Below are 14,663 nucleotides of genomic sequence, written 5' to 3' on the forward strand. Positions count from 1 at the left end.
TGGCGCATCCCGGAATGACAGAGAAAAGATTTCAGGAGCAACCAAGATGTACCAGACCACTTATCATCGCGCCTCCTCCGTCGACGAAGCCGTGAGCTTGTTCGGCAAGAGCAGCGAAGCCAAGTTCCTCGCCGGCGGCCAGACGCTGCTGCCGGTGATGAAGCAGCGCCTCGCCAGCCCCTCCGACGTGATCGACCTCGGCAAGATCAAGGAGCTGCAGGGCGTCGAATTGGCGGGCGACACGCTGACCATCAAGGCGGGCACGATCTATTACGACATCATGACCAATGCCGATGTGAAGAAGGCGATCCCCGCGATCGCCCATCTCACCTCGGTGCTCGGCGATCCCGCCGTGCGCTATCGTGGCACGATCGGCGGCTCGATCGCCAACAACGATCCCGCCGCGGATTTCCCGGCTGCGCTGCTCGCGCTCGGCGCCACCGTGAAGACCAACAAGCGGTCGATTGTAGCCGATGACTTCTTCAAGGGCCTGTTCACCACGGCACTGGAAGACGGCGAGATCATCACCGCCGTGTCGTTCCCGGTGCCCGCGAAGGCGGGCTACGAGAAGATGCGGCATCCGGCCTCGCGCTTTGCGCTGACCGGCGTGTTCGTCGCGCAGGCCAAGTCGGGCGAGGTGCGCGTCGCCGCCACCGGCGCCTCGCAATCCGGTGTGATGCGGGTTCCTGCGATCGAGGCCGCGCTGAAGGCGAACTGGTCGCCATCGGCGATCGATGGCGTGACGATTTCGGCGAATGGACTGCTGGCCGATATCCACGGCTCGGCGGAGTACCGTGCCAACCTCGTCAAGGTGATGGCGCAGCGCGCGGTGAAGGCTGCGGGCTGAGCATGATCGGGAAAAGTGCGAAGCGGTTTTCCGACAAGATCATGCTCAAATAGCAATCAAGCGCGACAGCGCGGCGCTCCGCCAGCGTCTCGACACAAATTTTCCGCGGCGCGCACTTCGGTGCGCGCCGTTTTATTTTGACCATGCGGCATGAAAACCGCTTGCCTCGCCAGCGTGAAGGCGAGAAAAGTTAATCGGGCGATTAACTCGCCCCACCGAAGAACTGTCAGAGATGATTGCCGGATCACCGGCACCTGTCCGCGCCCCGAGGAAACAACAACGTGCTCGACAAATCAGCCCAAGAAAAACCAGAAGGCTCCTCCGGCCGCGCCTCCGGCCCGCTCTCGGGCTTCCGCATCGTCGAATTCGCCGGCATCGGGCCAGGCCCGTTCGCCTGCATGATGCTCGCGGACATGGGCGCAGACGTCGTCACGCTCGACCGTGTCGGCGCGAAGAAGAGCATGAAGTCGGTGGCGGGCCGCGGCCGCAAGGTGATCGAGCTCGACCTGAAGGACAAGGCGGCAATCGCGCAGGTGCTCGACCTGCTCGCCAGCGCCGATGCGCTGGTCGAAGGCTTTCGTCCCGGCGTGATGGAGCGGCTCGGCCTCGGGCCGGACGTCGTGCTCGCGCGCAATCCGAAGCTCGTCTATGGCCGCATGACCGGCTGGGGCCAGGAAGGCCCGCTCGCCAACGCCGCCGGCCACGACATCAATTACATCTCCATCACCGGCGCGCTCGCCGCGATCGGCACCAAGGAAGCGCCGGTGCCGCCGCTCAATCTCGTCGGCGATTTCGGCGGCGGCGCGCTCTACCTCGTCGTCGGCGTGCTCGCAGCGCTGCTGGAAGCGCAGAAGTCCGGCAAGGGCCAGGTGGTCGATGCCGCGATGTGCGACGGCGCGGCATCGCTGATGTCGTTCTTCTTCGACATGACCACGCTGGGACGCTGGACCGAAGGGCGCGACCAGAACTTCCTCGACGGCGGCGCGCATTTCTACGGCGTCTATGAATGCGCCTGCGGGCACTTCGTTTCGATCGGCTCGATCGAGCCGCAATTCTACGCGCTGCTGCGCGAGCATGCGGGCCTGACGGATGCCGATTTCGACGCGCAGATGAACCCCAAGGCCTGGCCGGCGCTGAAGGAAAAGCTGAAGGCGGTGTTCAAGAGCAAGACGCGCGAGGACTGGTGCAAGATCATGGAAGGCACCGACATCTGTTTCGCGCCGGTGCTGACCATGTCGGAGGCGACAAAGCATCCGCACATGGTCGCGCGCGAAGTCTTCATCGAGCGCCACGGCGTCAAGCAGCCCGCACCCGCCCCGCGCTTCTCGCGCACGCCCTCGACCGTGCGCGAGCCGGAAGGCGCGGAGATCGGCGCAGTGACGGCTGCGTGGAAGCGATAAATCCAACCCCGGCAGAGATCTCGTAGGGTGGGCAAAGGCGCGAAGCGCCGTGCCCACCACCTATTCGTGATTGCAACGGAACGTGGGCACGCTGCGCTTTGCCCGCCCTACGGCAGTGTGCGTGATGCACGCGCCTACGCCGCGTTATCCACCTTCAGCACACCGCGGCGGATCTGATCTTCCTCGATCGATTCGAACAGGGCCTTGAAATTGCCCTCGCCAAATCCGTCGTCACCCTTGCGCTGGATGAACTCGAAGAAGATCGGGCCGATCGCATTCGCCGAGAAGATCTGCAGCAGCACCTTGGTCTGGCCGCCTTCGACCACGCCCTCGCCGTCGATCAGGATGCCGTTCTTCTGCAGGCGCGCGAGATCCTCGCCGTGCCTGGGCAAGCGTGTGTCGACCTTCTCGAAATAGGTGTTCGGCGGCAACGGCATGAACGGCAGGCCGGCCTCGCGCAGGCCCTCGATGGTGCGGTAGATGTCGCGGCAGCCGCAGGCGATGTGCTGGATGCCCTCGCCGCGATAGGTCTTCAGATATTCCTCGATCTGTCCGGAATCGCCGGCGTCCTCGTTGATCGGAATCCGGATCTTGCCGTCCGGGCTGGTCAGCGCGCGCGAGAACAGGCCGGAGGCGCGGCCCTCGATGTCGAAGAAACGGATCTGGCGGAAGTTGAACAGTTTTTCGTAGAAGCCCGCCCAGACATCCATGCGGCCGCGATGGACGTTGTGGGTGAGATGGTCGAGATAGAACAGGCCGGCCCCGACCGGCTTGGGATCGCGCGCACCCAGCCATTCGTACTCCGCATCATAGGCGGAGCCCTTGGCGCCGTAGCGATCGACCAGATACAGCAGGCTGCCGCCGATGCCCTTGATCGCGGGCACATCGAGCGTCTTCTGGGCGGACGAGACATCCGCCGGCTCCGCGCCGAGCGAAATCGCGCGGTCATAGGCCGCCTTGGCATCGACGACGCGGAACGCCATCGACGGCGCACAGGGGCCGTGCGCGGCGACGAACTCGTAGCCATGGGTGCCGGGCTCCTCGTTGACGAGGTAGTTGATGTCGCCCTGGCGATAGACCGTGATGTTCTTGGTCCTGTGGCGCGCGACAGGGGCATAGCCCATCAGCTTGAACAGCGCGTGCAACTCCTCCGGATGGGGATGCGCATATTCCACGAACTCGAACCCGTCGGTGCCCATCGGATTGTCGGCGCTGACAGTGGCCGGCGGTGCATCGTGCGGAAACGGTCCCATGGTGTTCTCCCGAAAGGTTGCTGGGAAGAACTATCCTTCATGGGACGCGCAAGGAGCGTGCAAACGGGATGCATTTTCGCTATCGTATGCACGATCTGTGCATGGATTGGACCAATAACGCATGATTCCGGTTGACGCCTTCGACCTCAAGATCCTCGGTGCGCTCCAGGACGACGGCCGCCTCACCAACCAGGAGCTCGCCGACCTCGCCGGGCTGTCCGCCTCGCAATGCTCGCGCCGGCGGATGCGGCTGGAGGAGGACAAGGTGATCGCGGGCTACCACGCCGATCTCTCCAGCGAGGCGCTGGGCTTCGGCGTGATCGCCTTCATCCAGGTCGGGCTTGCGACCCATTCGCCCGATAATTCCAAGCGCTTCCGCGCGCTGGTGAACCGCATCGACGAGATCCAGGAGGCCTATTCGCTCACAGGTGATGCCGATTACGTGCTGAAGGCGGTGCTGCGCGATCTCAAGGGCCTCTCCAACCTCGTCAACGACGTGCTGATGCCGCACCAGAGCGTGGCGCATGTGCGCTCCTCGATCGTGCTCGACAGGCTGAAGGAAAGTTCGCGATTGCCGCTGAAGGAAATCAAGCCCGGCTGAAATCGAGGGAACTACGTCATTCGCGCTCCCCGCGCGGTCTGCGATGATCCCAACCAATCCGGAGATTCAACCATGGCCCTGCAGCTTCGACCGAACTGCGAATATTGCGATTGCGACCTGCCGCCGGATGCGACGAACGCGCGGATCTGCTCCTATGAATGCACGTTCTGCGCGGACTGCGTCGAGACAAAACTCTTCAACGTCTGCCCGAACTGCGGCGGCGGTTTTGCGCCGCGCCCGATCCGGCCGACGCAGGAATGGCGCGCGGGCGTCTGCACGAGCAGGCAGGCGCCGTCGGACAAGCGGGTGCATTTGAAATACAGCGTCGAGGACGTCGCAGCGCATTGCGCGCGGGTCCGCGACGTGCCGCCGGAGAGGCGGTAGGTTCGAGGCCGTCGTTCCGGGGCGCGCAAAGCGCGAACCCGGAACCTCGAGATTCCGGGTTCGATGCTTCGCATCGCCCTGGAATGACAGTGATCCTACTCCGCCGCGAGAATCGTCCCCTCGACCTCACCGAACCCGACGCGATAGCCGTTGCCCTGGCACCAGCCGCGCATCACGAGGCTGTCGCCGTCTTCCAGGAACGAACGCTTGGCGCCACCGGGGAGCTCGACCGGCTCGGTACCGTTCCAGCTGATCTCGAGCAGGCTGCCGCGCTGATTCTTCTCCGGGCCGGAGATCGTGCCGCTGCCGAGGAGATCGCCGACATTCATGGCGCAGCCGGAGGAGGCGTGGTGCATCAGCTGCTGCACTGACGACCAATACATGTATTTGAAACTGGTGCGGCTGATGCTCGCAGGCGCGTTGGCCCCGGCCGCACGCAAGGACACATCCAGCTCGACATCATAGTTCTGCGGCCTGGTCTGCCTGAGATAATCGAGCGGCACCGGCTCCTGCTCCGGTCCCTTCAGCCGGAACGGCTCCAGCGCCTCGCGCGTCACCACCCACGGGCTGATCGAGGTCGCAAAGGCCTTGGCGAGGAACGGCCCGAGCGGCACATATTCCCATTGCTGGATGTCGCGCGCGCTCCAGTCGTTGAGCAGCACGAAGCCGAAGATCATCTCCTCGGCCTGGCTCTCCGTCAGCATGCCGCCCATCGGCGAGGGCTGACCGATGACAACACCGATCTCCAGCTCGAAATCGAGTCGCTTGCAGGGACCGAAGCTCGGCACCTCCACATTCGGCGGCTTGAGCTGTCCGCGCGGGCGCTTCACCTTCGTGCCCGACACCACGACCGTGGAGGCGCGGCCGTTATAGGCGATCGGCATGTGCAGCCAGTTCGGCTGCAGCGCATTGTCCTTGCCGCGGAACATCACGCCGACATTGGTGGCGTGCTCCTTCGACGAATAGAAATCGGTGTAGCCGGAGACGGCGAACGGCAGGTGCAGCCTGGCGTCGCGCATCGGCACCAGCGCGCGGCTGCGCAGCTCCTCGTTGTCGCGCAGCTCCGGATGATCATGGCGCAACAATTCGCTGATCCGCGCGCGCGTCCTGGTCCACACCTTCGGCCCCAGCGCCATGAATGGATTGAGCGAGCCTCCCGAGAACACGCCGAGCGGACCGACCTCGAGCCGACAATCCTGCTCCAGCTCCCAGAGATCGAGCACATATTCGCCGATCGCGACACCGATGCGAGGCGTCGGATTGCCGGGGGTCGAGAACACGCCATAGGGCAGGTTCTGGATCGGGAAGTCGGAAGAAGGATCGACCTCGATGAAGGAGCGGAGGCTGGGGTCGTTGGGGTGGGGCATTGGTTTCCCGTGGCACGGCGGTGACGGTGTCACCCTCCCCTGGAGGGGGAGGGTCGGCTCATATTGAGCGCAGCGAAATATGAGACGGGGTGGGGTGATCTCTCAACACGGGCAGTGTTCCCTGCGGAAAGATGTCACCCCACCCCGCTACGCATTCCGCTTCGCTGCATGCGTAGCGACCCTCCCCTTCCAGGGGAGGGTAAGAGGCCTCACGGCTTGCTCGGATCGAACCGCTTCTCCAGACCTTTCCAGCAATCCGCGTAATCGTCCTGGAGCGTGGGCGCATTCGCCGCATGCGCGGTGACGCGCTGCGGATAGCGGGTCTCGAACATGAAGGCCATGGTGCCCGTGAGCTTCACCGGCTTCAACTCGCCATTGCTGGCATGCTCGAACGCGTCGCGATCGGGACCGTGCGGCAGCATGCAATTGTGCAGGCTCATGCCGCCGGGCACGAAGCCCTGCGGCTTGGCGTCGTAGACGCCGTAGATCAGGCCCATGAACTCGCTCATGATGTTCATGTGGTACCAGGGCGGACGGAAGGTGTTGTCGGCCACCATCCAGCGCTCGGGGAAGATGACGAAGTCGATATTCGCGGTGCCCGCGGTCTCCGACGGCGAGGTCAGCACCGTGAAGATCGAGGGATCGGGATGGTCGAAGCCGATCGCGCCGACCGGCGAGAAGGTGCGCAGATCGTATTTGTAAGGCGCGTAATTGCCGTGCCAGGCGACGACGTCGATCGGCGAATGCGGCAAGGTCGTCTTGAACAGCGACCCGCCCCATTTCACGAACAGCTCGCTCGGCGTGTCCTTGTCCTCGTAATGCGCGACGGGGGTGAGGAAGTCGCGCGCGTTGGCAAGGCAGTTGGCGCCGATCGGACCGCGCTCCGGCAGCGTGAAGGCGCCGCCGTAATTCTCGCAGAGATAGCCGCGCGCCGGCCCGTTCGGAATTTCGACGCGGAACTTGACGCCGCGCGGGATCACCACGATCTCGCCGGGCTCGGCATCGATACGGCCGAATTCGGTGACGAGACGCAGATTGCCCTGCTGCAGCACGAACATCAGCTCGCCATCCGCATTGTAGAAATGCTGATCCACCATCGACCTGGTGATGAGGTAGACATGCGCGGCCATGCCGGCCTGCGTGTTGACGTCACCCGCCGTCGTCATCGTCTGCACGCCATGAACGAAGGTGACGTCATCCTTCGGCAACGGCGTCGGATCCCAGCGCATCTGCGCGATCGGCAGGTCGTATTCATGGCATGGCGCCGAACGCCACAGCCCGGCATCGACCTTCTCGAAGCGACCGGAATGCTTCACCGAGGGACGGATGCGATAGAGCCACGAGCGCTCGTTGGTGCCGCGCGGCGCGGTGAAGGGCGAGCCGGACAATTGCTCGGCGTAAAGCCCGTACGCGCAGCGCTGCGGCGAGTTGCGCCCGATCGGCAGCGCACCCGGCAGCGCCTCGGTTTCAAAACTGTTGCCGAAGCCGGACATGTAGCCCGGCGTCACCTGCGCCGAACTGCGGATGATCTGGTCAGGCGAGGTGTTGATGTTCATGACTATCCTCCTCCTTGCAAGTTCGCCCACATCTCCTGGTCGCGCTTGTCGGTCCAGATCACGGGATCGTCGATGCCCGACGCCTCGTCATAGGCGCGCGACACGTTGAACGGCAGGCAGTGCTCGTAGATGGCGAAGCTGGAGAACTTCGGATCCATCACCTCGCGCGTCGCCGCCATCGAGTCCTTCAAGCTGCGGCCCTTCGCGACCGAGATTTCGGCGGCGCCATAGAGCGAGGTGACGAAGTCGCGCGTCATCGCGATGGCCTCGCGCACCGTGGCGGTGCCCTTGAGCGCGTCGCCGCGGCCCGGCGCGATTGCCTTGGGATTGAAGTTGCGGATCTCGGTCAGCGTCATCGGCCATTCGCGTAAGTGCGCATCGCCGCAATAGCAGGCCGAGTGATATTCGATGAGGTCGCCGGAGAACATCACTTCCGCATCCGGCACCCAGGCGACGATGTCGCCGGAGGTGTGGCCGGCGCCAAGCTGCATCAGGCGCACCTCGCGCTTGCCGAGATAGATCGACATCTCGCCCTCGAAGGTCAGCGTCGGCCAGGTCAGGCCCGGAATGCTCTGCGCATCCTGGAACAGACGCGGGAAGCGGCCATATTCGGAGTCCCAATCCTGCTTGCCGCGCTCCTCGATGAGACGATAGGTCTCCTGCGAGGCGACGATGCCTTGCGCGTGATAGGCCGAGGCGCCCAGCACGCGCACGGCGTGATAATGCGACAGCACGACATATTTGATCGGCTTGTCGGTGACGGTGCGCACGCGCTCGATCACCTTGTTCGCCATCGCGGGCGTCGCCTGCGCGTCGAACACCAGGCAGCCGTCGTCGCCGACGATCACGGCCGTGTTCGGATCGCCCTCGGCGGTGAAGGCATAGAGATCGGTGCCGATCTCGGAGAAGGTGATCTTCTTCTCCGCGAGATCGCCGGTGGATGCGAAGTTCTTCGCCATCAATTCGTCCTTTGAGTCCTGAGGTTATTGTTGTTGCTGTTGCTGCTGCTGGCCGTCGATCATGCGGCGCTTGGCGAGCCCGATCGCCTCACGCAGCACGTCGATATCACCGATATGGTTGGCGAGGATCAGCACCAGCGCCGAGTCGAAATCGGCGCTCTGCTCCCCGGTGAGGCCACGATGCGCTTCGACGATGGCGCGAAAGGCATCGTCGGGTCGCGCGAAATTGGAGCTGGTGGACAAGGGCATGCGAAACCTCGATTCGAATCCTTCAGTTCAGGCCTTGTGCACGCGACAGCGCCGCGACGACGGCTTCGCGCGTCGGATGGCGGAAGCGCGCCGCGACATAGCCGTCGGGCCTGAGCAGGTAGGCCGTGCCGGGCTCGGCATCATAACGTTTCGTGACGAGGCCCGAGGGATCGGCAAGTCCGCTGCCACCGATCCGAATATTCCTGACGCCCCCGGGCGGATCGAGCGCGGCGCCATTGCTGAACGACAGCAGGGTGAAGTCCGTTCCACCCTTGCGGAAGGCATCCGTCAGGTAGGCCGGCTCGGCGATCGGGGCATCGAGCATGGAGCAGCCCGGAGGCGGACCGCCGCGCCAGGAATCTGCATCGCGCGATGACAGCGGCGAGTCGTAGCTGCACGGCACCGACAGCCGCCCGCCATTGACCATGCGCTTGCCGAACTCGGTCTCCTTGGCGAGCGACAGCACGGCCTTGCGCAGCCGCGCTTCCTGGTGCGAGTTCGGCGCCATGAAGTCGGTCGAGCGGGTGGATTCGCGGATGTTCTCGTCGGCCGCCATGCTGCGCTCGGTGTGGTAGCTCTCCAGCAGGCTCGCGGGTGAGGTGCCGCGCAGCACGCGGTCGAGCTTCCAGGAAAGATTTTCCGCGTCCTCTAACCCCGAATTCGCGCCACGTGCCCCGAACGGCGAGACCTGATGCGCCGAATCGCCCGCGAAGATCACGCGGCCATGGATGAAGCGGTCCATCCGCCGGCACTGGAATTTGTAGAGCGAGATCCACTCGAACTCGAACTTGTCGTGACCGAGCATGCGCGCGATCCGGGGCCGCACATTCTCCGGCTTCCTCTCGATCACGGGATCGGCGTGGCGATTGAGCTGAAGATCGATGCGCCAGACGTCGTCGGGCTGCCGGTGCAGCAGCGCGGAGCGGCCGGCATGAAATGGCGGATCGAACCAGAACCAGCGCTCGGTCGGGAATTCCGCGGTCATCTTGACGTCGGCGATCAGGAACTGGTCCTCGAACACCTGGCCGGCAAACTCGGCGCCGACCATCTGCCGCAGCGAGGAGCGTGCGCCGTCGCAGGCGATGACATACTGCGCATGCAGGCGATAGGCGCCCTCCGGCGTCTCGATCGTCAGCGCCACGCCGTCGTTGCGCTGCTCCAGCGCCGTCACCTTGTTACGCCAGCGCAGGTCGACCTCGGGCAGATCCTGGATGCGATCGACCAGATAGGCCTCGGCGTAATATTGCTGGAGGTTGATGAAGGCCGGCCGCTTGTGGCCGTCCTCGGGCAGGAGGTTGAACTGATAGAGCTGGGAGTCGCCGTGGAAGATGCGGCCGACGCTCCACACCACGCCCTTGGCGACCATGCGGTCGCCGACGCCGAGCCGGTCCCAATATTCCAGCGACCGCTTCGAGAAGCAGATCGCGCGCGAGCCCTCGCCGATGCGGTCGGCGTCATCCAGAAGGACGACGCGCTGGCCGCGTTGGGCGAGATCGATCGCCAGCGACAAACCGACCGGGCCGGCGCCGACAACCACGACCGGATGCTCGGCCGTGCCGTGGCCGGTGCGGTCCTGATCGGGATGGCGGCGATAGCCGAACTGGGTTTTGGCTTGGTGTGTGTTGACCTGATGTGTCTTGGCCTGCGCCATACACGAACCTCGGCTATGGTCAGGAGAGCACTGATCTGCTAGATAGTCTCACGTGCAACCATTTTGGACCGGAGCCGGCCGGCCGTCAACTGGAATTCGGAGCGCCCCTTGGCAAGGACATCCAGCGACACCGCACTGAAGACGCGCGAGGCCGATGAGGCTTCACCGCGGCTAAAAGCAAGGCTCGACCTGTTCAAGTTCGTGCCGTTCCGCCTCAACCGGCTCGCAGCCGAGGTCAGTTCCGCGCTCTCGGTCGAATATGAAGATCGGCATGGTCTCGACATTCCGGCCTGGCGCGTGATCGCCACGCTCGGGTTCCGCAACGACGCCTGCAGCGCGCAGTACATCGCGCAATGCACCCGCACGCACAAATCCACCATCAGCCGCGCGGTGACCATGCTGCTCACCGAAGCCCTGATCGAGCGCGTCGAGAACGAGGCCGACCGCCGCGAATTCCGCCTGCAGCTCAGCAAGAAGGGCCGCGCGCTCTACGAAGAGCTGTTCCCGCGCCTGCTGCGGCGGGAAGATGATATCCTCGCCTGCCTCTCCACGCAGGAGCGCAAGCAGCTCTCAATGCTGCTCGGCAAGATCGAGGAGAGTCTCGACCTGATCCAGACCAGCAAGGAAGCGGACGCCAAGCAGGCGTATTGATTTCCGCTGTCATTCCGGGGTGCCGCAAAGCGGCGAACCCGGAATCTATCGTGCCACCGGTTACGTCGATCGATGGATTCCGGGTTCGCGCTACGCGCGCCCCGGAATGACGGCCCAGCCGCTATCTCGCAAACGACCGCGACGGCGGCAGGTGCAGCGCCCAGGCGTCGACCTTGTCGCTGGCACGCGGATAGATCTCCGTCACAACAGGATCGTGGCCGGGAATGAATCGATCGGGATGGCCGGCGAGGCGCTCGATGGTTTCCCAGCCGACCGCCATGTCGCCGACATTGTAGACGATCGGAAACGGGCTGCGCCGCTGCAGATTGGCGTAGTAATGTGCGGCATCGGATGCCAGCACCACCGGCCCGCGCGCAGTCTCGACCTTGACCACCTGCAATCCGTCAGAATGGCCACCGACACGATGCACGGTGACGCCGGGCGCGACCTCGCCGTCGCCCGAATAGAAATTGACGCGCTCGCCATAGACATGGCGCACCATCTGGGTGACGTGCTCGACCGAGAACGGATGTCGCAGCAGGCCGTTACACATGCAGCGCCCCGTCGCATAGGCCATCTCGCGTTCCTGGAGATGGAAGCGCGCGTTCGGGAAGCGATCGAGATTGCCGGCATGGTCGTAATGCAGATGCGTCACGATGACGTCGGGAATGCTCGACGCCGCAACGCCAAAGCGCTCCAGCGCGTCGACCGGATTGAGCGTCAGCTTGCGCGCCCGCGCGCTCGCCTCCTCGGCATTGAAGCCGGTATCGACCAGGATGTCGCGGCCGTGCCCTCGGATCAGCCAGACGAAATAGTCGAGGTCCTGCGCCGCGCTGTCATGCGGATCGGGCTGAAGGAAGTTCATGCTGGGGGTGCGCGGCGACATCGTCGCATAGCGCAGGGCGTAGATTTCGTAGGCGTTTCCCATGGCTCTTGCTTTTGGCTTTGCTTTTCTGAGTGGATCTTTTGGGGACGATCCTGCGCACCAAGCCATTGTCCGCGGCAAAGGTCAAACGCCGCGCGGCGCGCCCCGAGCAGGCCTTCAATGTGAGACCAATCACATTTTCCTCGCCATGCCTGCCCTAACGTGCTGCCGACAGGATCGAGCTGCATCGCGTCGAGCACAATCATGAGAACCCGTTTATTCCCCTTGCACCGCGCCCCGGCGTTGCGGTCAATCGCCGCGATAACGCCGAAACTCCAAGCGGTTGACGCCTCCCGTCCTCGGTTTGATAATGCTGGGAGCGTAAGTTAAGGTCGCCGCGGCGCAAGCTGGAACGGCGCCTTTTTGGCTGGACCGCGCTGATTATGAAAATTCGCTTCTTTTTTCTTCTGCCCCTGCTCATCTCATTCGTCCCGACGGCGCCCTCGCTGGCGGCCGGTGACCGCTTTGCGCTGGTGATCGGCAATGCCAAATATCCGGATGCGGATGCCCCGCTGAAGGAACCGATCAACGATGCGCGCGACGTCGCCGACGAGCTCAAGCGCGACGGCTTTGCGGTCGAGATCGGCGAAAATCTGACCGGCGACGGCATGCGCCGCGCCCTCGACAAGCTCTACGGCAAGATCAAGCCGGGATCGGTGGCGCTGGTGTTCTTCAGCGGCTTCGGCATCCAGTCGGCGCGCCAGAGCTACATGCTACCGATCGATGCGCAGATCTGGACGGAATCGGACGTCCGCCGCGACGGTTTCAGCCTCGAGACCATCCTGGGCGAGCTCAACACCCGCGGCGCCGGCGTCAAGATCGCGCTGATCGACGCCTCCAGGCGCAATCCGTTCGAGCGCCGGTTCCGCAGCTTCTCGGCCGGCCTGACCCCGGTCATCGCGCCGAATGGCACGCTGGTGATGTATTCGGCGGCGCTCGCCTCCGTGGTCTCGGACGCCGGCGGCGATCACAGCCTGTTCGTCCAGGAGCTGCTGAAGGAGATCCGCGTCCCCGACCTGATGGCCGAGGAGACCCTCAACCGCACCAAGATGGGCGTCACAAGGGCCTCGCGCGGCGAGCAGGTGCCGTGGATATCCTCTTCACTCGCCGAAGATTTCTCGTTCAGCCCGGGAGCCGGCGGATCACGTCCGGCACCTGGCGCGCCGCCTGCGCCTCCCGCGCCGCCGCCGGTCGTCGCCAACAACCCGCCGCCGGCCCCGCCCGCGCCGCCGACACCAGCTCCGCCGCCGAAGCCGGCCGACACCGCTGCCGCACCGGCCCCTGCACCTGCTCCACCGCCTGCGTCCGCACCGGCCCCCACGCCGAAACCGCAGGTCGAGGCCGCCCTACCGCCGCCTCCGCCGCCCCCGCCGGTGAAACCGATCGAGACCGCTCCGGCTCCGAGCCCGGACAGCGGGCCGAGCGCGGCCGCGCTGGCTGACGACCCGACGATCAAGAGCCTCACCTCCAAGATCGCCGCCAACCCGGACGACGTGAACGCGCTGTACCGGCGCGGCCAGGTCTACGCCAGCAAGGGCGCCTATAACCTCGCCATCAAGGATTTCGACGACACGCTCCGGATCAATTCGAAGGACGTCGAGGCGCTGAACAACCGCTGCTGGACCCGCACCGTGGTCGGCGATCTCCAGGGCGCATTGAAGGATTGCAACGAGGCGCTGCGGCTGAGGCCGAACTTCGTCGATGCGCTGGACAGCCGCGGGCTCGTCAATCTGAAGTCAGGCGCGGTCAAGAATGCCATCGCCGATTTCGACGCGGCCCTGAAGATCAACCCGCGCCTGACCTCCTCGCTCTACGGACGCGGCCTCGCCAAGCAACGCAACGGCTCCGCCCAGGAAGGGGCGCTCGATATCGCCAATGCCAAGGCGATGGATCCGAACATCGTTCAGGAATTCGCAAGCTACGGAGTACGCTAGTATTTTTTTGGGTTGAGGCAGGCGGCGCCTCGAACCTTGGCGGCTCAGGAAAGACTAACAAACGGATGCCGCAGGCGGCCTTCTCCGGGAGGCGCATTGCAGGAATTTTCGAACCGCGCGAGCTCGCTGCGCAGGAGGGACTGGCTATGAAATCGGCTGCAAAGGGACTTACCACGCTCCTGTCTGTCGTCACTCTCAGCGTCACGCTTGGCGCCCTGTCGCTGCCGGTCTCGCCCGCTTTCGCCGGCGACGACGGCAACAGCAAGAACGTCACCGAGGAAGAGATCCTCCGCGCACTGGCGCCGGCGCCGAAAAAGCCGCTGACCCGCGGCCTGTCGATCGGCGCCCCGCAAGCCGATCCCGCGCCGAACGCGGCGGAGACCAAGCTGATCCAGTCGGTGCGCGGCCGCTCGACGCGTTCGCTGTCGTCGACCGAGCGCGAGGAAATCGCGTCCGTCGCCAAGGACAAGCCCAACATCGATCTCGAAATCACCTTCGACTACAACTCGGCCAATATCAGCGCCAAGTCGATGCCCTCCGTGCAGGCGCTCGGCCGTGCGCTGACCAGTCCCGACCTCAAGGGCTCGACCTTCGTGGTCGCCGGCCACACCGACGCCGCCGGCGGCGAGGGCTACAACCAGGACCTGTCGGAGCGCCGCGCGGATTCGATCAAGCGCTACCTCGTCGACAAGTACAAGATCTCCGCGACCGACCTCGTCACCGTCGGCTACGGCAAGAGCAAGCTGAAGGATCCGGGCCAGCCGATGGCGGAGGTCAATCGCCGCGTGCAGGTCGTCAACATGGAAAACAAGACCACCGCATCGAAGTAAGCACGACGCAATCCCTTGGAATGACCAGTCGTGATGTGGTGTAAAGTCTCGCTTCC

The 14,663-nt window shown here is 64.5% G+C and carries 14 protein-coding genes; 7 read left to right on the forward strand and 7 right to left on the reverse strand.

The annotated features are described in order from the left end of the window. Positions 1-46 precede the first annotated feature (46 nt). Both CO669_RS32705 and CO669_RS32710 read left to right on the forward strand, forming a co-directional pair. A complete protein-coding gene (locus CO669_RS32705; RefSeq protein ID WP_097666437.1) occupies positions 47-847 on the forward strand; it encodes an FAD binding domain-containing protein in 801 nt (266 codons plus the stop codon). A 281-nt stretch (positions 848-1,128) separates the two neighbouring features. Further along, on the forward strand, positions 1,129-2,247 hold the full coding sequence (locus tag CO669_RS32710) for a CaiB/BaiF CoA transferase family protein (RefSeq protein ID WP_097666439.1): 1,119 nt from the start codon (positions 1,129-1,131) through the stop codon (positions 2,245-2,247). 134 nt (positions 2,248-2,381) lie between these two features. Here the strand turns inward: CO669_RS32710 and hppD are convergent, their stop codons facing one another. Then, positions 2,382-3,500: a 4-hydroxyphenylpyruvate dioxygenase gene (hppD, locus tag CO669_RS32715; protein WP_097666441.1), complete on the reverse strand. Its 1,119-nt coding sequence runs from the start codon at positions 3,498-3,500 to the stop codon at positions 2,382-2,384. 121 nt (positions 3,501-3,621) lie between these two features. Between hppD and CO669_RS32720 the strand changes: the two genes are divergently transcribed. Further along, a complete protein-coding gene (locus tag CO669_RS32720) occupies positions 3,622-4,101 on the forward strand; it encodes an Lrp/AsnC family transcriptional regulator (RefSeq protein ID WP_097666443.1) in 480 nt (159 codons plus the stop codon). Between the two features lie 72 nt (positions 4,102-4,173). Further along, complete coding sequence (locus CO669_RS32725; protein ID WP_097666445.1) at positions 4,174-4,485, forward strand: DUF1272 domain-containing protein; 312 nt, start codon at positions 4,174-4,176, stop codon at positions 4,483-4,485. Positions 4,486-4,580: 95 nt separating this feature from the next. On the opposite strand, the gene fahA is transcribed toward CO669_RS32725, so the two are convergent. The 5 genes from fahA to CO669_RS32750 all read right to left on the reverse strand — a co-directional run bounded on the left by fahA (position 4,581) and on the right by CO669_RS32750 (position 10,267). Further along, on the reverse strand, positions 4,581-5,852 hold the full coding sequence (gene fahA, locus CO669_RS32730; RefSeq protein ID WP_097666447.1) for a fumarylacetoacetase: 1,272 nt from the start codon (positions 5,850-5,852) through the stop codon (positions 4,581-4,583). 209 nt (positions 5,853-6,061) lie between these two features. Beyond that, on the reverse strand, positions 6,062-7,408 hold the full coding sequence (gene hmgA, locus CO669_RS32735; protein ID WP_198964381.1) for a homogentisate 1,2-dioxygenase: 1,347 nt from the start codon (positions 7,406-7,408) through the stop codon (positions 6,062-6,064). Between the two features lie 2 nt (positions 7,409-7,410). After that, complete coding sequence (locus tag CO669_RS32740) at positions 7,411-8,367, reverse strand: MBL fold metallo-hydrolase (protein WP_097666451.1); 957 nt, start codon at positions 8,365-8,367, stop codon at positions 7,411-7,413. Positions 8,368-8,391: 24 nt separating this feature from the next. Further along, positions 8,392-8,616, reverse strand: coding sequence for a DUF2783 domain-containing protein (locus CO669_RS32745; protein WP_097666453.1), 225 nt, complete (start codon positions 8,614-8,616; stop codon positions 8,392-8,394). Between the two features lie 22 nt (positions 8,617-8,638). Next, on the reverse strand, positions 8,639-10,267 hold the full coding sequence (locus tag CO669_RS32750) for an FAD-dependent oxidoreductase (RefSeq protein ID WP_097666455.1): 1,629 nt from the start codon (positions 10,265-10,267) through the stop codon (positions 8,639-8,641). A gap of 108 nt (positions 10,268-10,375) precedes the next feature. Here CO669_RS32750 and CO669_RS32755 point away from each other — a divergent pair, with 108 nt between their 5' ends. Next, positions 10,376-10,918, forward strand: coding sequence for a MarR family winged helix-turn-helix transcriptional regulator (locus CO669_RS32755; protein WP_097666532.1), 543 nt, complete (start codon positions 10,376-10,378; stop codon positions 10,916-10,918). Positions 10,919-11,039: 121 nt separating this feature from the next. Here the strand turns inward: CO669_RS32755 and CO669_RS32760 are convergent, their stop codons facing one another. Continuing rightward, positions 11,040-11,846 carry an N-acyl homoserine lactonase family protein gene (locus CO669_RS32760; protein ID WP_198964382.1) on the reverse strand — a complete coding sequence of 269 codons (807 nt, stop codon included), beginning with the start codon at positions 11,844-11,846 and terminating at the stop codon, positions 11,040-11,042. A 380-nt stretch (positions 11,847-12,226) separates the two neighbouring features. On the opposite strand from CO669_RS32760, the gene CO669_RS32765 reads away from it, so the two are divergent. Together CO669_RS32765 and CO669_RS32770 are read left to right on the forward strand one after the other, a co-directional pair. After that, positions 12,227-13,777: a caspase family protein gene (locus tag CO669_RS32765; RefSeq protein WP_097666459.1), complete on the forward strand. Its 1,551-nt coding sequence runs from the start codon at positions 12,227-12,229 to the stop codon at positions 13,775-13,777. A gap of 146 nt (positions 13,778-13,923) precedes the next feature. Further along, complete coding sequence (locus CO669_RS32770) at positions 13,924-14,607, forward strand: OmpA family protein (RefSeq protein WP_198964383.1); 684 nt, start codon at positions 13,924-13,926, stop codon at positions 14,605-14,607. The last annotated feature ends 56 nt before the right edge of the window (positions 14,608-14,663 follow it).

The sequence above is a fragment of the Bradyrhizobium sp. Y36 genome, from assembly GCF_002531575.1.
In the GTDB taxonomy this organism is placed as follows: Bacteria; Pseudomonadota; Alphaproteobacteria; order Rhizobiales; family Xanthobacteraceae; genus Bradyrhizobium.